General features: G+C 59.2%; 19 protein-coding genes. 10 read left to right on the top strand and 9 right to left on the bottom strand.

Annotation, left to right across the window (positions count from 1 at the left end):
- Window positions 1-31 precede the first annotated feature (31 nt).
- From ACGHJ7_RS09910 to ACGHJ7_RS09885, 6 genes are all read right to left on the bottom strand, one after another.
- Window positions 32-1042 carry an acyl-CoA thioester hydrolase/BAAT C-terminal domain-containing protein gene (locus ACGHJ7_RS09910; RefSeq protein ID WP_390476911.1) on the bottom strand — a complete coding sequence of 337 codons (1011 nt, stop codon included), beginning with the start codon at window positions 1040-1042 and terminating at the stop codon, window positions 32-34.
- Between the two features lie 103 nt (window positions 1043-1145).
- A complete protein-coding gene (locus ACGHJ7_RS09905) occupies window positions 1146-1751 on the bottom strand; it encodes a response regulator transcription factor (protein ID WP_390476908.1) in 606 nt (201 codons plus the stop codon).
- Window positions 1748-2944 (bottom strand): histidine kinase, encoded by a 1197-nt coding sequence (locus ACGHJ7_RS09900; protein WP_390476906.1) that lies wholly within the window; start codon window positions 2942-2944, stop codon window positions 1748-1750. The genes ACGHJ7_RS09905 and ACGHJ7_RS09900 overlap by 4 nt, the downstream gene beginning before the upstream one ends.
- Window positions 2914-3666 (bottom strand): ABC transporter permease, encoded by a 753-nt coding sequence (locus tag ACGHJ7_RS09895; protein ID WP_390476904.1) that lies wholly within the window; start codon window positions 3664-3666, stop codon window positions 2914-2916. The genes ACGHJ7_RS09900 and ACGHJ7_RS09895 overlap by 31 nt, the downstream gene beginning before the upstream one ends.
- Complete coding sequence (locus tag ACGHJ7_RS09890; RefSeq protein WP_390476901.1) at window positions 3666-4580, bottom strand: ABC transporter ATP-binding protein; 915 nt, start codon at window positions 4578-4580, stop codon at window positions 3666-3668. The genes ACGHJ7_RS09895 and ACGHJ7_RS09890 overlap by 1 nt, the downstream gene beginning before the upstream one ends.
- Before the next feature lie 129 nt (window positions 4581-4709).
- A complete protein-coding gene (locus ACGHJ7_RS09885; RefSeq protein ID WP_390476899.1) occupies window positions 4710-5489 on the bottom strand; it encodes a type II CAAX prenyl endopeptidase Rce1 family protein in 780 nt (259 codons plus the stop codon).
- Between the two features lie 262 nt (window positions 5490-5751).
- Here ACGHJ7_RS09885 and ACGHJ7_RS09880 point away from each other — a divergent pair, with 262 nt between their 5' ends.
- The gene (locus ACGHJ7_RS09880; RefSeq protein WP_390476896.1) at window positions 5752-6219 is read left to right on the top strand and encodes a hypothetical protein; all 468 of its coding nucleotides are present in this window, start codon (window positions 5752-5754) and stop codon (window positions 6217-6219) included.
- Window positions 6220-6390: 171 nt separating this feature from the next.
- Here the strand turns inward: ACGHJ7_RS09880 and ACGHJ7_RS09875 are convergent, their stop codons facing one another.
- Window positions 6391-8283, bottom strand: a complete 1893-nt coding sequence (locus tag ACGHJ7_RS09875) for a hypothetical protein (protein WP_390476894.1) — start codon at window positions 8281-8283, stop codon at window positions 6391-6393.
- A gap of 191 nt (window positions 8284-8474) precedes the next feature.
- Here ACGHJ7_RS09875 and ACGHJ7_RS09870 point away from each other — a divergent pair, with 191 nt between their 5' ends.
- A complete protein-coding gene (locus ACGHJ7_RS09870) occupies window positions 8475-8726 on the top strand; it encodes a hypothetical protein (RefSeq protein WP_390476891.1) in 252 nt (83 codons plus the stop codon).
- A 14-nt stretch (window positions 8727-8740) separates the two neighbouring features.
- Window positions 8741-10453, top strand: coding sequence for a recombinase family protein (locus tag ACGHJ7_RS09865; protein WP_390476888.1), 1713 nt, complete (start codon window positions 8741-8743; stop codon window positions 10451-10453).
- A gap of 168 nt (window positions 10454-10621) precedes the next feature.
- Here the strand turns inward: ACGHJ7_RS09865 and ACGHJ7_RS09860 are convergent, their stop codons facing one another.
- Entirely contained in the window at window positions 10622-11551 is a 930-nt protein-coding gene (locus ACGHJ7_RS09860) for a GSU2403 family nucleotidyltransferase fold protein (RefSeq protein ID WP_390476885.1), read from the bottom strand.
- A gap of 194 nt (window positions 11552-11745) precedes the next feature.
- Here ACGHJ7_RS09860 and ACGHJ7_RS09855 point away from each other — a divergent pair, with 194 nt between their 5' ends.
- Window positions 11746-12009 carry a hypothetical protein gene (locus ACGHJ7_RS09855; RefSeq protein WP_390476882.1) on the top strand — a complete coding sequence of 88 codons (264 nt, stop codon included), beginning with the start codon at window positions 11746-11748 and terminating at the stop codon, window positions 12007-12009.
- A gap of 49 nt (window positions 12010-12058) precedes the next feature.
- On the opposite strand, the gene ACGHJ7_RS09850 is transcribed toward ACGHJ7_RS09855, so the two are convergent.
- Window positions 12059-12529: a hypothetical protein gene (locus tag ACGHJ7_RS09850; RefSeq protein ID WP_390476880.1), complete on the bottom strand. Its 471-nt coding sequence runs from the start codon at window positions 12527-12529 to the stop codon at window positions 12059-12061.
- Between the two features lie 436 nt (window positions 12530-12965).
- Between ACGHJ7_RS09850 and ACGHJ7_RS09845 the strand changes: the two genes are divergently transcribed.
- The 6 genes from ACGHJ7_RS09845 to ACGHJ7_RS09820 all read left to right on the top strand — a co-directional run bounded on the left by ACGHJ7_RS09845 (window position 12966) and on the right by ACGHJ7_RS09820 (window position 19959).
- Window positions 12966-13157, top strand: coding sequence for a helix-turn-helix transcriptional regulator (locus ACGHJ7_RS09845; protein ID WP_390476877.1), 192 nt, complete (start codon window positions 12966-12968; stop codon window positions 13155-13157).
- Window positions 13158-13197: 40 nt separating this feature from the next.
- Window positions 13198-13713, top strand: coding sequence for a hypothetical protein (locus ACGHJ7_RS09840; protein WP_390476874.1), 516 nt, complete (start codon window positions 13198-13200; stop codon window positions 13711-13713).
- 204 nt (window positions 13714-13917) lie between these two features.
- Window positions 13918-14289 (top strand): hypothetical protein, encoded by a 372-nt coding sequence (locus ACGHJ7_RS09835; protein WP_390476872.1) that lies wholly within the window; start codon window positions 13918-13920, stop codon window positions 14287-14289.
- Window positions 14286-16106 carry a type IV secretion system DNA-binding domain-containing protein gene (locus tag ACGHJ7_RS09830; protein WP_390476869.1) on the top strand — a complete coding sequence of 607 codons (1821 nt, stop codon included), beginning with the start codon at window positions 14286-14288 and terminating at the stop codon, window positions 16104-16106. Before ACGHJ7_RS09835 ends, ACGHJ7_RS09830 begins: the two co-directional genes overlap by 4 nt.
- On the top strand, window positions 16106-18853 hold the full coding sequence (gene mobF, locus ACGHJ7_RS09825) for a MobF family relaxase (protein ID WP_390476866.1): 2748 nt from the start codon (window positions 16106-16108) through the stop codon (window positions 18851-18853). Before ACGHJ7_RS09830 ends, mobF begins: the two co-directional genes overlap by 1 nt.
- Window positions 18854-19074: 221 nt before the next feature.
- The gene (locus ACGHJ7_RS09820) at window positions 19075-19959 is read left to right on the top strand and encodes an ArdC family protein (protein WP_390476863.1); all 885 of its coding nucleotides are present in this window, start codon (window positions 19075-19077) and stop codon (window positions 19957-19959) included.
- Window position 19960: the final 1 nt, after the last annotated feature.

Genomic DNA, 19960 nt, shown 5'->3' with positions numbered 1-19960 from the left:
GTTTCCGCCTTCGCTTCCAAAAGAGAGCCTCCTAATCGGCTGTCCGAGCCTTAATGAATGCCACGACTTTCGGCCAACTGTCGGCGCGCGCGATAGCGTTGCCCTCGACGCTTCCGCCGAACGTATCCAGCCTGTCATAAAACGCAGCACTTGGTGCCATGGGTGGCCCGAACACGAAATGTCCGGCGTCCTCATAGGCCAAGACGGTAATGGAGGGACCCGAGCGGCCAGCACTGCGCTCTGCAATCATTCGCGACATAGGGCATGCGGGCCACATGGTTTCGGCCTCTCCGCACACGAGCATGATCTTTGCGCTGGCTCGTTCAATCGGAATCGCTGCCCGATCTGCATTGGCGCGATGCGTGGGATCCTCGATAGTGCGATAGACGCTAATGATACCATCCGATGCGTTCCAGTCAGAGAACGGCATCGTCGGCACCTCTTCGCCTGAAGCCGTCCAGGAAGAATAAGGGCTTTGCCCGTTCCTAGCCCAATCAATCCCGTTCCACGCGACATTTGTCGGCATTCCGGCGACCACCGCCGAAAGATCGGACCTTCGAGTTGCAACTAGCAAGGCAGCCTCTGCACCCTTGGATGCACCAACGACGGCCAGCCTTTCTGGATCGACCCCCGGCTGCTCTTTCAACCATTCGAGAGCCTGATCGAACAATTCAAGCGGTATGCGTTCAAGCGCATCAGGCTGCTCCGGCGCGCCGAAGTAAGCCAGATGAAGGACCGTAAACCCCTCTTCCTGCAGCGAGAGCGCCATTTGCTTGGCACCGCTGCCGAGCCCACCTTCAGAGCCGCCAAGGAGAAGCACGGCGGGACGAGGTGCGTCCTGACTGATGCCTGTATTTCCGGCTGCGGGGTAAAAGTTGCCGAATAACTCATCTTGGTCGATGCGCTGGCCGGTCGGCCCGGGATCGAGCACCTCGATCTCAGGCAGCCCGTAGCGGTCCGGCGCTGCCTGCTGAAACAGGGCAGCTCCCGCCAGCAGGATAGCAATCCCGATGACCGGTAAGACTGTTCTGACTGAACGCATTTCGCTCTCCTTGATCGGCAGAGCATTATGCCTTCTAGGTCGGCCTAGGCAGTGCGGGCTGTCAGACCGCAGACCTGACAAACGTCACGAAGATGGAAACGCTTCAGAGCCATCCCTGATCACGGGCGATGCGACCGGCTTCGATGCGGCTCGACGCATGCAGCTTGCTTGAGGCTTCTGACAGGTAGTTGCGGACTGTCCCGGGCGAGAGATCAAGCTGCCGGGCAATTTCCTTGTTCGAGCATCCTTCGTCGGCCAGTCGCAGCACGTCCCGTTCGCGCTCGGTAAGCGGATTGGCGGGCGCGTCCCACGCGAGCTCCGCGAGTTCCGGCGCGATTGCCCTTTCTCCGGCGGCGATCTTTCGCACTGCGGCGGCAAGAGCGTCAGACGGTGTATCCTTGAGCAGATAGCCACGCACCCCTGCATCCATAGCCCTACGCAGATAGCCCGCGCGCCCGAATGTCGTTACAATGAAGACGCTCGTTTCCAGCTTCTCTCGCGTGACAGTTTCGGCGACATCAAGACCCGAAAGACCAGGCATCTCGATATCGGAAAGGAGAACATCGGGTTTGTGCTGCCTCACATATTCAAGCGCAGTGGTGCCATCCTCCGCGCGAGCGACAACCTCGATATCGTCTTCGAGCGACAGCACGGTCGCAAGCGCACCGAGAACCATTGCCTGATCCTCCGCAATGACGAGCCTGATCATGACGCTGCTCCTTGCGGCAGACGCGCAACCAGTTGCGTTCCCTCAGCTGTCCCACGCACGGCGAGATCTCCTCCAGCCGCTCCAAGACGGGATCGAAGGCCCGATATTCCCCCTCCCGCCCGCACAGCCTCACCATGGCCGTTGTCGCTAACGGTCATCTCAAGTCCTCCCGGCTGTTGCTTGAGAACGATTTCGCACAACGATGCTCCCGAATGTCGAATGACATTCGTGATCGCTTCCCGCAGTGCCATGGCGAGCACCGCACTGCTGCCGGGGTCTATTCGGTCTGCATCGCCTTCGATTTTGCATAGGATCCCCGCGACAGAGAGCGCTGCTTGCGAAGTCGCAAGCTCACGACTGAGCGTTGCCCCGGTCATGCCATTGACTGCCGAGCGAACATCGGCGAGCCCTTGCCGCGCAGCCGCAGCAATTTCGCGCATCTCTTTCCTCGCCTCATCGCTGTCCCTGTCGGACAGTTTGGCCGCGAGATCAGCCTTGATGGCGATCAGCGTCAGTGTTCGACCCAAGAGGTCATGAAGATCGCGCCCGATACGCTCGCGCTCGGCTGCAGCGGCGAGCTGGCGCACCTCGTCGCGAGATTCTGCTAGGGCTTGGTTCTTGTCCTCGAGCGCCGCACGCGAGATATTGGCAGCACCGACCATGATAGCGAGGAACACACCGAATACCCAGAAGATCACAGGTTGTCTGGTTACAAAAGCGAGAACGCAGGTGGCGACTGCGAAGCCCCCTACCAAAATGGCGGCGTGGTGCGGCGGTCGCAGGTTGCCAACCATCGCGGCGGCATAGATTGTGATCACCGTCCAGTTGCTGCCTGTGAAGGCCAGTGCAAAAGAAATCAGCAGCGTGGCCACCGCCAGCATTGTGAGGCGTCTGCCGGTTGCCTTGAACGCGGCGAAATAGAGAGCGAGAAAGAGGACGAGCCCTGCCGTCGCGGCGATCATCTGGGTAAGGCTTGGTCGCTCGATGAACCATGGGATGAAGAACAAGGGAAGATAAGCGAGCCAGATGGCGGGGTGGTCGAGCTTGGACCAAGGGATAGGCTTGACCGGTCGCCCCTTTCCAGCACCAAGCTCGCCGATCGCGTTTACCGATGGCTGAGGGTGCGCCGTCGTCCCGCTAGTCTCCATTGTTTTCTCTTGCTTCACCGTGATTGCTGCCTTTCCCCAGTCCAAGCGAAGATAGCTGTTGCAAGCGTGATGAGCAGCAAGGGCCCCACATGCAATAGAAGGAAGCTGTCATTCCTTTGACCTGCCGCCATCAACGCTATTTCACCCAGATGATAGGAGGGCAAAACCCAGGCGGCGCTCTGCATCACTTGAGGCATAGTCATAATCGGAAACCACAGGCCTCCCATGACGGCGAGAGAAAGAAATACGATGTTGGCGATGGCCACGGCAGCGCCCTGTCCGAACCGGTAACCTATTCCAATTCCCATCAGCGAGAACGGAATGATGGAAAGGAAGTGGACGAGGATCATCGCGGTCCATTGCGCCGCAGCAAGCGCAACACCTGCAACGATACCGAGCGAATACAGCATCACCAATGAGATGGCGCAATATACTGTGGTGGCGGCGATCTTGGCAGTGATCTGCGCGCCTGCTGGCATCGGCGACAACCGTTTCAATTCAAGCTGGCCGGTTTCACGTTCGGCAGCGATATTGACGCCGAAACCGAACAGCGCCGGCCCCATCATCGCAAACACTCCGAAGGTGGCCAGCGTTTGCGTTGCAGCTGCTTCGCTGCCTTGCCCGAGAGCGAGCGCGAAGAGCGCATAGAATGCAGGAGGCAGCGCGATGGTAGGAATGATGAATTGCGGCATGCGCGCCGACTTGATGATCTCGGCCTTGCTTTCGAGCCAGTAAATGCGCGGTGCTGCGGGGAGAAGTTCAGACATCACGCAGCTTCCTTTTCGCTCTGACTCATGATGAGGTTCTCAAGTGCGTCTTCGAGTGATGCTCCAACAACCTCGAAGTGCTGAAGGTCGGGGTCGATTTGGAAAACCGCTTCCAGCGTGGGCCGGGGGCTCGATGTAAGAATTGCGAGATCTGCCCCGCGCTCTTCGACTTTCACAATGTCGGGTAGGTTGCGGAACCGTGCAGCAGGCAGCCGGGTCCGCAATCTGAGAACCGAGCCTGCCACTTGCGACTTGATCTGGGAGGGCAGGCCGTCTGCGACAACACCGCCGTTCGCAATGACAACGATGCGATCTGCCAGTGCGTCTGCCTCATCCATATGGTGCGTTGCCAGCAACACGGCTGTTCCCGCTTCGGCTTTGGCGCGGACAAGCTGCCACATGGCCCGACGAGCCTCGGAATCAAAACCGGTCGTCGGCTCATCCAGAACGAGGAGGTCAGGCGCACCGGAAATGGCGAGAGCGAACTGAACCCGGCGCTGCTCTCCTCCGGAAAGCTTGCTACATCGACGGTCCGCGAGATCGACCAGCGCGGCCTGCTCGATCACCCTTTCGGTTGCCATGCGGCGGGCATAATGGCTCGCGTGCAGGCCAATCAGCTCCATCACTGTCAGCGTCTCAGGCAAGCCAGCGGATTGAAGCATGATGCCCATTCGGGCCCGTGCCCGGCGATCGCGCGGGTCCAGGCCAAAAAGGCTGACCTTGCCGACATCTGCTGAAAGGCGTCCGGTCAAAAGCCCGGCAACCGTCGACTTGCCTGCGCCATTGGGACCTAGCAGCGCCGTCACGCACCCGGGCCTAAGTTCAAAACTGAAATCCTCCAACACGCGCAGGCCACCATAAGACTTGGAAACGCATTCCAGCTTGGCGACATGGAGGCTCGGATCTGTCTGCATCACGTTCTCCTCGTCATCGGCCTTTGGACTAAGACCAATGACGCGGGGAAAGCAGTGCGAGGTGTAAGCCGCGCAACATGACAGATGTCACGATCGGACTTTTAGATGCAGATCAGAACGATGCCGCAGTCATGTGCCTTGCAGCATCAGGATGGTGAGCATGCCTGCAACGGCAGGCACATTGTAGACAGCATGTAGAAGGACGGCACTCGCAAGACCGAGATAGATCCTCGCAAAACCCCAAAGCCACGCGCAAATCACAAGGGGAAGCGTATATAGGACCGCGACGACCGGAGAATTCGTGGCTATATTCTGAAAATGCAAAACGCCGAACACGATACCTTGCGCCCAGAAAATGAATGGAAAAGCGCGCTCGAAATACGGCAATCGCCTGCCAGTATCGATCGGTGACAACAGCTGGAATCCAATCATCCCAATGGCGGCTAGCCCCAACTGGATGATTGCTGCCGAAACCGAGAACAGCCCGTCGACGACGTGAATAACGCCAAACACAAGCGCGACGAACACCGTGCTGCCGACGACAGACCGCCACGTGCCCGACAACCAGCCTCGAAACATAACCTCCTCGATCAAGGGCCCGATAACGACCACCGCCAGGACGACGGATGCAATCGAGCGAGACATAACCTGATGAAGCTGACTCCCAAGGGCTGCGTCAGCCATCAGAAAGAGCGGCAATGCCGCGAGGGCAAGCATCGCTGTGACAACCAGCGATAGGGCCAGTAGACTTACTCCAACCGCCAAAGGCGAAAATGGCAACAAGTCTTTTTCCCTGATGGCAGGCTGCGGTTTCAGTATGAACAAGAAACATGCTCGCGACACTGAGACGAAAGCCTTCCAAGCTTCGGCCATCGAAAATTTCGCAAGCAGCTTCGATTGACTATTCATTTTCGAATGGGCCTCCATTCCGCTCGATGAATGTCCGCTATGACGGTCGGTTTTGCAAACTTTAAACAACCGCTCTCGCGTCGGAAGTCGAACGTCCGCTTCGCCGGCTTTTGTGGCTAGAAGTGGACGGTCCGCAACCGGCCCAGTAGCGGACTACAAAGACCACCACTCACGCTGAACTGAGCTCCAGATCGGAAAATCTGACAGAGTCGTCAATTAATGCCTGGCAGACCGTGCGATAGCGGCTCCGAAAGGATGTTCCGTGACTGGTTCTGCACGTATCCACGCCTGTGCTTCCCTGGCCGGCTCGCTGTTCGATCGCGGGCTGGATCATACAGATGCGCCTGCGTTTGACGGTCTTCTGTCGCTGAGCGCGCACGAGTTCGCCGAGTTGGTGAAGTCGCTTCCTGACAGTGACGGCCTGCCGATGCTTGATCTTGTCGTCGAAACAGTACGGTATCACGCCGAAGAACTCGAACTGCGGTCTGCTGTGCGCCACTGGGCGAAACGCAAGGCTGACTACGATGCCGACTGCACCTCATGGAAGAAACGTGAGCTAGAGGTCGGCGATGGATGGCGCACCAAGCCCATGACTGCGGGTCAGCGTTTTCTTCTCGCTGATACGGCACTCATTCTGGAAATCGAGATTCCCGCAGGAATGAACCGCGGCAATGCCGCCGACTGGTTGGACGCGAACGGCGCCAACGTGTTGCGCAAATTGGGAGAATGACGATGACAGTTTACGAATTCTACGACGAAAGTAGTTCAAAGGTTACCTTGAGCAATACCGAGGCAGCCCAGAAACTGATGCGCAGGGTCGCATTGGCGTGCGATCGTGCGGTCGCAGAAGTTAACGATGCCACAGCGGAAGACGACGCCATAAAACACGCGCGAAACCTGATCACCATCTGGAATTACGACGCGAACCTTCTCGAGCGGATGGAAGCGGATCCCGATATCCAGTTCCTTGCCGAGAAAAATATCGTTCTCTCGAACCTTCGTGCCATCGCCGAAATGGGCCAGGCGATGGACGGCGAGGAAGACCACCCGCAAATGTAGTCCCTGCAGCTAGATGGGCGAGGTCGGGCGGATGGCTGAGGAGCCCTATAACATCGGCGATCGTCTTCGGGACCGGGCCGAACAACCCGGTCCGAACTGCTCGCGGTCCTTGGTCATCGAGGGTGATGTTGTTGATGACCGCGACCCGTTCTTTCAACCTCAACCAGATCGGATCAGTCGAGAACAGATTGACGCACGGCACAAGGTGACAGAAAACCCGCGCCGCCATTCCGAGGTCCAACAGTTTACCAACGTCGTGGGTCAGCAAATAGAAATAGTGGCGCAGCTCAGTGAATTTTGTTGCTGCCGGATGCGGTCCTCCTGGGGAGCGAGCAAGAACGATCCACTGCTGCAGATCAGTTTCGACCTGGTCCCAGCTTGACGCTTCGAAACTTATCGAATGCATGAACTGGCCTTTTGCGGGCATGCCCGCAGCCACCAACCTTGCCTCTCGTTCGACATGGTCGTTTCGCATGCTGGCGTTCGAGCCCGATGACGGCCAAATCGCTCTCAGGAGGGCGTTTGCAAACTGCGCAATGGCATGGAGGCTTTTCTTGAAGCCAGGTAAGCCCGCAATCGCAATCCCTACCTGGATCGCGCAATTCTCACGTCTGCGACCGTAGTGGTTGGCCAGGCTCTCATAACGTTGACCTCCCTTACCAGCGATGCGCTCCCTCTCGACATCGCTTACTTCCGGGCTCGGTTTTGCGCAGGTCGGCGCCGACGGCAGGTTGGCGGTTGCTTCACGAATGACATGCTCGATGACTCTTTGTCCGTAGACGTAATCCTTCTGGATCAGGCGTTCGTAATGCAGCAGCGTTCGGAAATCAGAGCCCTTCCTCTTGAAAGAATACTTCTCCGCAGAGAGTTTGCCTGCAGCCTTGTCAGCTCGAAACTTATTGTGACGGTCCAGGTCGAGGCAGACCACCTTGTTAAAAGCATATATGGTATCGCCCGCCCGCTCGATAATTTCCTCACTCGAGGCAGAGACGGTGCCCTTTTCCATCTGATTTTTCGCGATCTGGAGGTTCGCGACGGTAAAAGCGTCGGACTTCTTTAGCTCTTTGAGACAGGATACGCCGCAGCGTGTGATCCGAAGTGCCCTGAAATTCTCGGCGATCGGACGGCCTGCTTTTGCGAAATACGCCTTGCCCCATTCTGCACCCAGCGCCGAAGCGGGGTCGTCCAGCGAGGGTTCGAGAGATACGGCAAGATCGATGTCCTCGCTCAGCAGTGCGAGAAAGACTGCACTATGAGAAACGCGGATGCCGGCGAGAAAATTCGCGGTCGCCTCGATTGTCTCGCCACAGAGGTTTTTGAAGATCTTATTGCCTCGAAAAGCTCCTGCGGAAATACCGTGAAGATAGTTTGCAATCTCGGAAGCCGTCTTTGGCAGCTTGATGAGCGCCCGGCTGCCATGGGCTGCGGTAAGAGCACCACCCTGCTGAGCTGCCATGATCTGGTATACCGGTGAGAAAACCAGCAGCGGCAGCTTGCATCCCGCCGGAATTTGTTCGTCCGTGGGCTGCAGGGCATGGCCAACGGTCAGCCCGATCAACCGCCCGGTGGCCCGTTCGTCAGGCGTAAGGACAATGTTGCCCATCTGCAGCCTGCCGTCCTGCAGAGCGGTCAGATTGCTGGCATGCTTGCGAATATCGTTCCGGTTGGGGTCGCGGTCTTTAACCAGCAATCGCATGACGATGTTTGCGGCATCGTCCGTATACTGCTCACGCATCGGCTTCTTCCGCGCGGTAAGAACCGGACTCTTCGCCTGTTGGCTGTTCGGTGCAGATTGAAGCATTTTTCTCTATCTCGTGGCTGGCATCCTTCGCGTTATAGAACTCTATTCAGCCATCACCCAAACCTGGTCGGCGATTTTTTTAGAGTCGTCAATATTTTCTCGGCGAATGATCGCACACCGTATGAGTGACCAGCGACAACTCCTCTTCACCTTCGACATGCGCAGATGATGATTCATCGCGGGACGGCCCTGTAGGTCTTGGTCGCACAAGCAGCGCCAACCATTTACACATCGATCATCCCAAGACGACGCTGCTGGCTGTCGGCAACGCTGAAGCGGAGATCCGTTGGAAGGCGGGTATCTCCGAAGAGGCCCTTGCCCGCCATTTACTTGAACTCATCGGAGAAGCATCGCTCGAAGAGATTCTGGCTCGATGAAGCCAGGAGATGGGGTGAGCCGTAATTTCCAAGGCCGAACAAATCTCACTGGAGGGCCAGACATGCACACAATGTCGAGAGAAAAGCTTGCGTCGAGGCGGCGCGCCTTCGGGTATGTTCGTGTCAGCACCACGGAACAGGCGCAGCATCAAACGTCGATCCGACAGCAGAAGGCGGATCTGCAGAAATTCTGCAATGATAACGACATCGATTTAATCGAGATCTTCGAGGAACCGGGGGTTTCCGGCTCGGATCGGAGGCGGCCCGAATTCAACAGGATGCTTCTGCTCGCGACAAGCGAGGACCATCCAGTCGATGCCATCGTGGCCTGCGATATGTCCCGCCTGGCTCGCGATGTCGAATTCACTGTTCTCACGGATGGTCAACTTCGGCGAGCGGGCGTCCAGTGTCTTTTCGTTTATCAATCCTTCGAAGAAAGCCATGCAGGGCTGCTTCATAGGTTGTTGACCGGCTGGCAGGACCAAGAGGCGATCGTCAAAGCATCGCAGAATACCAGACGAGGGCTCCGCGGAACGGCGCTCGAAGGCTTCTGGACTGGTGGGCCTGTTCCGCTAGGCTACGTGTCCCAGACAGTAGAATTCCGAGGAAAGAAGGAAAAGAAGCGGCTGTTCATCGAAGAGAACGAAGCAAGAGTGATTCAAAAAATCTTCGATCTTGCCGAGCATGGGATCGATGGATCCCCGATGGGAGGGCGGGCCATCGCAGAATACCTGAACTCACACGGATATACCCGGCGCGGCAAAAAGTTCTTCAATGCTACTGTCGCCGGTATCCTTTCTCGCCCTCACTATCTCGGCAAATTTCCAGGAAACAAGTTCGATGAGCTCGGGAAGCTTCTTCCTGAGGAGGAATGGACCTGGGTTCAATGCCCGCCAATCGTCACACAGAGGCAATTCGATAGCGTCGCGGCGCTTCGAGAAAAGCGTGCACCGCGAAATACGCCACCTAGAGTGGTCAATAGTCCGACGCTTTTGATAGGGCTGGCGCAATGCGCTGCCTGCGGATCCGGAATGACGATCAGGACAGGCAAGAGTGGACGATATCGCTATTACTCTTGTCACTCGAAAGTGAACAGAGGAGCTTCGTCGTGCGGGTGCCCGAATGTCCGCGCCGAAGAGCTGGACAAGCAGGTTTTGAGCGCAGTAGCGGATAAGATCTTTTCCGCGGCGAACCTCGAATCTCTTTTATCGAAGGTTCTCGATACCTCCGACGCAGCTCGCCAGCAGAAACTTACCGAACTCGAACAATGTGAGGAGAGGCTGACGGAAGCTAGGCGCCGTCTGTCGAATCTTCATGATGGTATTGAGAGTGGGGCGTTGTCGCCTCGCGACCCCGATATTACGGCTCGTATCAAAGAACGACGAATTGAAATCGACGGCCTGAACACGACCGCGACGACGCTGCGTCAGCAGCTAGACCGTGGGATCGGTCACATAACACCTTCCGCGGTCGAAAAATTCGGAGAGACTGTGCGTAGTCGACTGCTTGAAGGGAACGACAAGGCGAGGCAACAGATCGCACGGGCATTCATCGACAAAGTGCGGGTGGGCCGAACGATCACGATTGAAGGTCAAACTGAAGCGCTGGCACATGGCGCCGCGTCAATTGCGCGGTCAAAGGGCAGAGTGCCCAGCTTTGACCGGAAATGGTGCCCAGAAGAGGACTCGAACCGCTCTCAGAATGTCGCAAAACTGCGAGAATCTTGACCTTGGTTACTTAAGTGAGGCCCCCGTCGGTGCCCCCAGAATGTATTTTTGCCAGAGGATTTGGGTCCCATCCTCAAAAAAACTCAATGATTTCAATGGTCATTCATTACACCATATTGGCCGCAAAAACCAGCCATTTTGCCCCAAGTTGGTGACTGAATTCAGCAGCTATCGGCGCGCCTTCTCCCACTCCTCCCAATAGGGCACTAGCTCATCAGGCAGACTGTTCACAAACTCATGATCCAGCGAATAATGAGGCATCGCCTCGGCAACCGCGTCAAGCAGCGCAGCTCCCTGCACCGTGTCCTTGCGCCGCTTAAGCGGGTTCCGCTTTGCCTGAGTACCCAGCCAGAGCTTGTGGAGTGCGAACCAGCGTGGGTCAGGTGCGACGATGCGCGCCGGGCTGCCATCACGGCACGGGACGACCTGGTCTACCCGTCGACCCGGCAGGAGCCATTCCTGTTCGGGTAGCGGAACGGGACGTGGCCGATCCTTCCCGGCGAGCGTTTCGACACGCGATGGTGCGACAAGCAATTCGACTTCATAGGCCTTCGCATTACGCGCCTGAAATTCCCGTTCGGTATTGATCGTGAACGTCGGATCAACCGCTTTGAGCATGTCCCAAAGCTGCGTTCCGTCTTCCGGCTCTTTTGCCGCCCAGGCAAGATCGAAGTCTTCCGTTTCATCGGGCACATCGCGGAAGGTTCCTGCCGCTTCGATAGCATAGGCTGCCATTGCGTTGGTTCCGACAACAAGCAGGTGGCTACCTAGAAGCGATCGCCTGTCTGCCTCCCGGACTATGGGTCCGGCGTCAGCTGATAACATCGGCAAGCGCAGCGCACGGGCAATCCGGCTGCTTTCGTTTAGGGCATCCCGTGCGCCATCGCGGCGCTCCTTCAGCGCATTCTTTGCCGCCTTATATTCCTCGAATTGGGCTTCCTTTTCCTCGTCCCACGCGCCCAGACTTTTGCCGTTTCCGATGCGATCAAATATCTCGTAGAGGTACTCGTATTCTCCGATCTTCTTGCGCTTCAGATCATACGGCATCGCGAAGAGTTCGCGCTCGGCTTCGATCCACACATCGTAGCGCTGGCGCATGTTGATGAGCGCTCGTTCCTGCTCGGCAGAGAAGGGTTGGATGATGGCCATTCGCGAGTTTTATCCCGCAAATGTCCAATTTTCAATAAACGCAGGATAAATGCCCTTTGGCACCATACATCATCGACCATCCTTGCCTTCACGGTCCAACCGGATGCATCGTCCCTTATGGCCTTCATTGGATGAGAGTTGCGATGAGCAAAGTGACCGCACAGGTACTGGCAACAGTGAACGGTCCCTATCGGACCAGGCAATCTGCTCAGCAGCTCGCAGCGCTAATCGCAGCCCCGTCGAGCGCGCCCGCGCACAATGCCGCTGCTTTCGCTTTCTTCTCGGAGATCGCAACAGACGCTCAACTGGCCTTCATCGCAGAAATGGATGTCGATGAGGCCAAGGTGAAGGAAGTCGCCCGTCAATTCTCGGACATGGCCGGGTACCCGCTGCCTCTTGCGCCTTGAAGGAAAGGGCTGCCGAATTCTGGTTCAGTCAGCCCCGATATTAGCCCATTCAAGAACCAGCTTGTCGCCCTTCACACGGGGCAGGGCCTTTCGTGGAATGAGCTTCCCGCGCACCTCGAAGTCGGACGTGATCTTGACCAAAAAAGACCATGCTGAAGTTCCGTTTGAGGTTCAGCGTGACCCGGTCATTGCTCTTGAATGGCGTGATTGTTTTGACCTCGACCAGGTCATTGCCGAGCCGTCCATCCGATCCTTGAGCGTAGTTGCGGTGCAGCTTGATGCCGTGCGTGATCGCCCCGTAGAGTTCTCCGATATCGCCATAGACCTGAAGGTGCTTGCCCGTGTGCATGTGATACTGCTCTGCGGTGCAGATCAGATCCTCGAATATCGAGACCAGCGACAGATCGGCATTGGGATATTTTGCCCGCCATTCCTTGTACTGGATCTGCTCGTTGATCTCGTCCCAGCTGATCCACTCACCATCATCCCAGATGGCATTGTCTGGCCCAAGTTGCTGCATCCGCTAATCCGCTAACGTGTAAAGATTTTCGCGTTTTCTTTGCATGTCCGCATCAACGTGCAAAGCGAAAGCGCGTTTGCTTGTCATATCGGCTCAAGCTGCGATTCGCGCGGAAACAGGCCTTCCGCTGCGCCAGAACCCTAGATTTGGACCTACATTGCCCAAGAGCGGACACCAGCGGGAAAAATTCATTCAGTCCCGAATTGTCCATACCGATCCAACAACGTCCACCCGCCGATGCGGAACAGTGCTTGATCTCTTTTTGTTCTTTCCTACAGCATTGCGATTCGCATAGCCTAGACAGCGTCACCTAAGCCAAGGGTGGCGCTGAGTTGAACATCTGATCGCACGGTCCGCAACGGCAATTTGAGAACCAACCCAACGTCGCAGGGGAGTGCGGCAACGGTGACAGAACCTTGAAGCGAAGGAATCTGTCATGTCGAATATCGAATTACTCACCTGCCATGAGGTCATGCGCCTCACCGGCATTCGCAGCCGGACAACGATCTGGCGACGCATCCGCCGGGATGCCTTTCCTCATCCGATAGACATTGGCGGCGGACGCATCCGCTGGCGCTCCACTGACATTGAAGCGTGGATCGATGCCCTTCCCCTGCGCCGTTATTGACCCCGCCTAGGCGGGCAATGGCCCGCAGAAAGATACGCCAATGTCCATTTGTTCATGGATCAAAACGGCCTTGCTGAAGCAGGGCTGGATCATCGCCCGCGTTCCACTTGATGACAAAGAACGCACATCCAAACTCGTCGAACTGCTTGTAGAAGACAACGCCGATGGGCGCGCCCGTCGGCTCACCTTGCACCCCTGGCTCTGGTACGAACGCCCGGTCCGCGAGCGGTTTGAGGGCCACGATTGTGGCCTCACTGTCGAAGGTCCTGTCTACCTGGGCAGCGACGGGACCGGGTTTCCGCTTGGTAGTCAGCTACGCACCGAATTCGGGTGGCTGGACCTCACGCCAGCAGAGACCAACCAGCTCGCGGTTGAGGTGCGGTCTGCGATCGATCTGGTCCTTTACCGCTGGTTTACACGCCCGGATATGGCGGGTCGCCAGTTGCCCTGCCGCCCGTCGCGCCAGCGCTACTACGACGATCATGTCGCCAAAAATCTGATCCTGTCTGCGACGCCTCCAACGGCAAGCATGGAGCAAGACGCCCATGCCAAGTGACCCGAGAAAGACTGGAGAAGGAAAGGGCCACGATACTGCGTATCGGACCCGTAATTTTCATACACACCCCACGCACGCGTGCTTCAAGGATTTCTGCGGGCTTGAGGGGATGCGGATAGCATCTCGTTCAAGCCCGTTGTCCAGAACCCGCGCGATTCCACCATTCTTCGCGATGGCGGATAGCATCGCAATCGGAGCGGGGCGATGAGTGCGCGGGCGCAGACGGTGCGCCTCAGTCCGTCGCAATACCGGGTGCTGGCTGAGTTCGCCAAACGTCGAGGTCTTTCCGACTACGCCATGCTGGCGCGGGTCGTGGAAGCAGGCTTTCTCGCCATGCTCCACGGCACCGACAAGGAGACCGATCTTGCCGAACTGGCGCGCGAGATCGGGGCCATATCGCAGCGTCTCGCCGAGGCAGAACGGGTGCTCGACCGCACCCTGTTCACTGCCTGTGCGGCCTACGCTTACGCCCGCCATGCAGCGCTGGGGACGAAGAAATCCGACGAGACAATCGCAGCCGAAGCGCGCGCCGCATTCGAGCGCCAGCGCTCGCTTGCCCTGGAGATCGAGCCATGACCATGGGAGTGGATTTTGTCACCCGCGCACACGCCCTTTGGCGCGTGCGCATGGCGCAATGGCAGCAGCGCTTCGGTTTCTTCTCGAAGCTGATCCTTGCCTCGACCGGGGCCGGGGCGATCATCGCGCCGCAGTTCATGATGCTCCCCGCAGAGCTCAAGGTCGCGAGCCAGTGCCTCGGCGCGAAATTGCTCACCCTGCTCGGCGAAATGGCGGGCAAGGACATGATGATGAACGTGTCGATGGAGGGCAAAAATTGGACCGTTTCCGCGTCCGGCTTTGCCAGCGATCCGTTCATTGAAGGTGCGCTCTGGAAGGCCGTGAAGGTATCGAGCGGAGGCGCGTTCCTCGGACTCGCCATTGGCTTTCTGGCTGTCTGGTTGATCCAGCGCACCATGTCCGCACAGGGCAAGGATACGCTTGCCGACCGGGTTCTTGGCGGAACTCGCCTTGCGAGCGAAGATGACGTCGCTTCGCAGACCGCACAGTATTGTGGCACGAATGCCTTGCGCATCGGGCCGGTGCCAATTCCGCGCCGGATCGAGACCCGCCACTTTGCCTTTCTTGGCACCACCGGCAGCGGCAAGACCACTGCCTTGCGCCAGATGCTCGACGGCATTGAGAGACGCGGCGAAGCGGCGCTGGTCTATGACACGAGCGGAGAGTTCATCGCCCACTATTACAACCCCGCGCGCGGTGACATTATCCTCAATCCCTTCGATGCGCGTTGCACCTACTGGTCGCCCTTCGACGAGATATCGCACCCCGCCGATGCCGACCGCATCGCCCGCCAGCTGGTCGCCGAAACCGGAAGCCAGGACGACGATGTCTGGCTCGAAACGAGCCGAATTCTTGTCGCCAACATAATGCGCTCGCTCTGGGCGGAAAAGAACTGCAGTCTGGAAGCCCTGCTCGAAGCCTTGCAGGTCAAGAGCAAGGCTCAGCTGAAGGAATGGCTCGGCCACACTTCGTCCGCCCGCACCTTCGCGGATGACGCCGACCGCGCCACCGGCAGTGTGCTCTTCATGCTCGCCAAGGCGGCAAACCTGATCCAGTTCTTGAAGGTGGAAGACGAGGGAGAGGACCGCTTCGCCTTCCGCGATTTCATCGCCAAACTGGACGAATGCGATGGTGCCAAGCCGTGGATCTTCGTGCCTCGAAAGGAAGACTATTTCGAGGCATCGAAGCCGCTCATGGCGTGCTGGCTCGAATGCGCGGCAAGTGCGGTGCTGGGTCTGTCGCCCTCGCCAGACCGCCGCATCTGGTTCGTGCTCGACGAGCTGGCCGACCTGCCCCGTGTCGAGAACCTGGCTCGCCTTCTTCCGGAGGGTCGCAAGTTCGGCGCATCGATCGTGCTCACCTTCCAGGCGCTCGGGCAAATGCGCAATCGCTACGGTGCGAACATCGCCGAAGCCATGCTTGCCTGCTGCAACACCAAGCTGTTCCTGCAAACCGTCGATCAGGAAACCCGGAAGTGGGCGAGCGAGACCATCGGCCAGTGCGAGGTGGAATTGCGCGTTGCCACCGACACCCTGTCTATTGGCAGTGAAGTGCCGCGCACGACCATCGCGACCCAGCGCCAGTTCCGCCCTGCCGTGCTCGAAAGTGAACTGCGCTTGAGTCCGCATCAGGGCTATTTGCTGCTTCCCGATGGACTGCCGGTTGCGCGCATCGGTCTCACCGCCGATCATATCACCCGGCGTGGCGAGCCGCGTCAGCCCGGTTACGTGCCTGGCGATCCGGCGGGCACGCTGTGGAGCCGGGGCAGCGAGATCGCCAAAGGTGCTGAGCCCGACGCCAAACCGGGACCGGTCTGATGGTCGCCTCGGTCTCGGCCCTGTCGAACGCCGGTCAGGCCGCGAGCTATTACGAAGCCGACGATTACTATGCCGAAGGCGGCATGGCTCCGTCCGAATGGTTTGGCGAGGCAGCCGAAAAGCTGGGCCTGTCGGGCGAGGTCGATCGCGAAAAGTTTGCTGAATTGTTGGAAGGTCGAATTGCCGGACGGCAGCTGGGCACGACGCGTGATGGCAAGGTCGAACACCGGCCAGGCTGGGACATCACCCTGTCCGCGCCCAAGTCAGTCTCGATCATGGCCGAGGTTGCCGGAGACAAGCGGCTCATCAAAGCGCATGGCGCGGCGGTGAAAGTGGCGCTTGCCCATGTCGAAAAGCACATGGCGGCAACGCGGGTCAGGCAGGGCGGCGAAGTCCGGCGCGAGGCGACGGGCAATCTAGCCATCGCCACCTTCCGTCATGTCACGAGTAGGGCACAGGACCCGCAGTTGCATACACATGGCGTAATCATCAACGCGACACAGGACAAGGATGGCAGCTGGCGCAGCCTCGAGCCGCGCGCCTTCTATCAGCTGCAGAAGGAGATCGGCGCGATCTACCGGCAGGAGCTGGCGCACGGCGTTGCCGCGCTGGGTTATCGGATCGAGGCAGGGAAAGACTCGCTGTTCGAGATCGCGGGTGTTCCGGAAAGGGTCATCGACGCGCTGAGCCAGCGGACGGCAGCAATCGATGCCCGGCTTGCCGAGCGGGGCACTAACCGTGCGGAAGCCAGCGCCGCCGAAAAGCAGATCGCTGCGCTCGATACGCGCGAGGCCAAGACCAGTGCGGATCACCGAGCCTTGCGCGCCGACTGGCGGGCGACTGCCGATGCCAACGAGTTCGACAAGGTAGCGCGAGACAGGCTGATCGGTGAAGCGAGAGAGCGGACCAAGAGCAGCGAAACAAGCGCCAGCACGGAGTTGCTGACGAGGCAAGCGGTGACATGGGCCGCTGCCAAACTTTCCGAACGCGAGGCGGTGTTTTCGGCCAGCACGCTGGCGCGCGAGGCCGGAGACTTTGCCTTTGGCAAGGCCGGGCATGGCGCAATCAGCGCAGCGATTGCCGAGGCAGGAGAGCGTGGCGAGCTTGTCCCGCGCACTTTCCTTGACCGGCGCGGCGCGGAATTTGCCGGGTTCACGACGCCGCAGGCTATCGAAGCAGAGCGTACCATGTTGAGGCTCGAACAAACGGGGCGCGGCAGGGCACAATCACTCGCCAGTCCGGTGGCGGCAGCACGAACCATCGAGCGAGCAGCGCGGCAGTCGGCGCGCTCTGGCTACGCCTGGACCGGTGACCAGAAGCGCGCGACCGCGGAACTGCTCACGTCGCGCGACCGCGTCACCGCCGTCCAGGGCTATGCAGGGACCGCCAAGACCACGACCGTGCTCGCCACCTACGCGCGCGAAGCGCGTCGTCACGGACTTGCGGTTATCGCGCTTGCGCCGACCGCATCGGCATCGACCGTTCTGGGCGAAGCGCTTGGTTTGCGTGGCGACACCGTGGCGCGGCATTTGCTCGCACCAGAAGCGAAGACATCACGCAAGGACGCAGTCTGGATCGTCGATGAGGCCTCGATGCTCTCGGCGCACGATATGGCGAATCTCATGACCCGTGCCGACAGGTCCGGAGCCAGGCTCGTCTTGGTCGGTGACGTCAAGCAGCTGGGTTCGGTGGGCGCTGGCGCGGCCTTCGCTCAATTGCAGCAGGCAGGCATGGCCACCGCGAAGCTTGCTGAAGTGGTCCGGCAGACCAACGCCGACACCCGCGAAGCCGTCATGGCCTCTATCGAGGGCCATGCGGGCAAGGCACTGGCCGCGCTGGAACGAGGCGGCGGCAAGGTGATCGAGGGCACGACGCCGGAAGAGCGCCTTGTGGCGATGGCCCGGCACTATCTGGCGTTGTCATCCTCAGAGCGCGCGCAAACGCTGGTTATCGAACCATCGCGCGAAGGCCGGGACAGGCTAACCGGCATGATCCGCGCAAAGCTGACCGGGCGCGGCGAGCTGTCCGCTGATGCGGTCCGGTTCCACGCTCTTGAAGCGAAAGGCCTCACCCGTGCCGAGGCGCGCGAGGCAGCAAGCTATGCCATTGGCGATGTCGTCCGGTTCAGCCGCGACTATGCCGCCAAGGCCGTGCGGAGGGGTCAGAGCTTCGCGATTGCCGCTGTCGATCCAGACCGCGGGCGCATAGCTCTGGAAGCTCGCGATGGAAGGTCGGTTGACTGGCATCCCCGGCAGTGGGGGTCAGGAAAATCAGAGGTGTTCGAGCCCAAGCCGATGGAACTCCGCACCGGCGACCGCGTGCAGTTCACCCGCAACGACCGGGAAGCTGGGCGGGTCAATGGCCTTGGTGGGGCTGTTACTCGCATCGATTCGGACCGTGGTCGGGCAACCGTGAAGCTCGCCAATGGACGCGAGCAGAAACTCGATCTCTCCGATCCTCGCGACGCCCATCTGCGTCACGCCTATGTCCAGACAGCGCACGCCGCACAGGGTCAGACCGCCGAGCGTGTCCTGATCCACGCCGACAGCCGCTCCACCAATCTGGTCGACCAGAAGATGCTCTATGTCGCGCTTTCGCGTGCCAAAGCCGAGGCGGTGGTTGTCACAGACGATAAGGACCGGCTCGTTCGCGCGATCTATGAGCGTGCGGGCGAAAAGCAGATTGCCCTGGCCGCGAGCACTCCGGAAGCCGGAAAGTCACAGGCAATGGGTGCTGGGTTGGGCTGATCGAAAGCCCCGGCGACGGCAGGCCATAGCATCCTTCGTCCTGCCGTTGGAATGAACTGCTCTTCTTCGACAGGCCGTGCCGGGCGGGATCAACAGCCTGCCCGCTCCATTCGGGTTGAAGCCCTCCCGTGTTGCCTGTTCCGCGTAACCGCTGACCCGCCCGACCAATCCGGCCCGTCCCTTCATCCGCGTTCCCAACGATTGGACGAAGGAATTTCACCATGGCCAGCACAACAACCGCCAGCATCTACGATACAATCACCAATCAGATCATCGCCGCCCTTGAGCGCGGCACCGACAAGTTTTCGCTCCCTTGGCATCGCAGCACCGCACCGCTTTCGCGCCCCATGAATGCGGCGACTGGAAAAGCCTATCGCGGCGTCAATGTCCTCGCCCTCTGGGCCAGCGCCGAAGCGCAGGACTTCGGGCACGGTCTCTGGGCGACCTATCGCCAGTGGCAGTCACTTGGCGCTCAGGTCCGCAAGGGCGAGAAGGCTTCGCCCATCGTGTTTTACAAGATCTTCGACAAGCGCGATGACGATCAGGCCGAGGAAAGAGACAGCTCGACCCGCATCTTCGCGCAGGCCTCACACGTGTTTAACGCCATCCAGGTCGAAGGCTACGCACTGCCGGAAGTGGCGGATGGCGGAGACTTCGACCCTATCCCGCAGGCGGACAGCTTCGTTGCGGGCACAGGTGCCAGCGTGCGCATCCAGGGCGACAGCGCCCACTACAACCCTTCTACCGACGCGATCACCATGCCAGACCGCGAGCGATTCTTCGCTACCGCCAGCGGCAGCGCGGCGCAGAACTGGTACGCCACCTTGTTGCACGAGCTGATCCATTGGTCTGGCGCTGACCACCGTCTTGCCCGGACGTTCGGCAAGCGGTTCGGTGACGATGCCTATGCCATGGAAGAACTGGTGGCCGAGCTTGGTTCAGCCTTTCTCTGCGGCGACCTTGGTCTTTCCGCTAGCCCGCGCCCGGATCACGCCAGCTACCTTGCCAGCTGGCTGAAGGTGCTCAAGGCCGACAACCGGGCGATCTTCACTGCCGCGAGCGCAGCGGCGAAGGCTGCTGAATGGTTGGGAGATGGGCGAGATTAAT

It is taken from the genome of Altererythrobacter sp. MTPC7 (assembly GCF_042851395.1).
Taxonomy (GTDB): Bacteria; Pseudomonadota; Alphaproteobacteria; order Sphingomonadales; family Sphingomonadaceae; genus CAJXSN01.
This window is presented reverse-complemented; position numbering and strand designations above follow the sequence as displayed.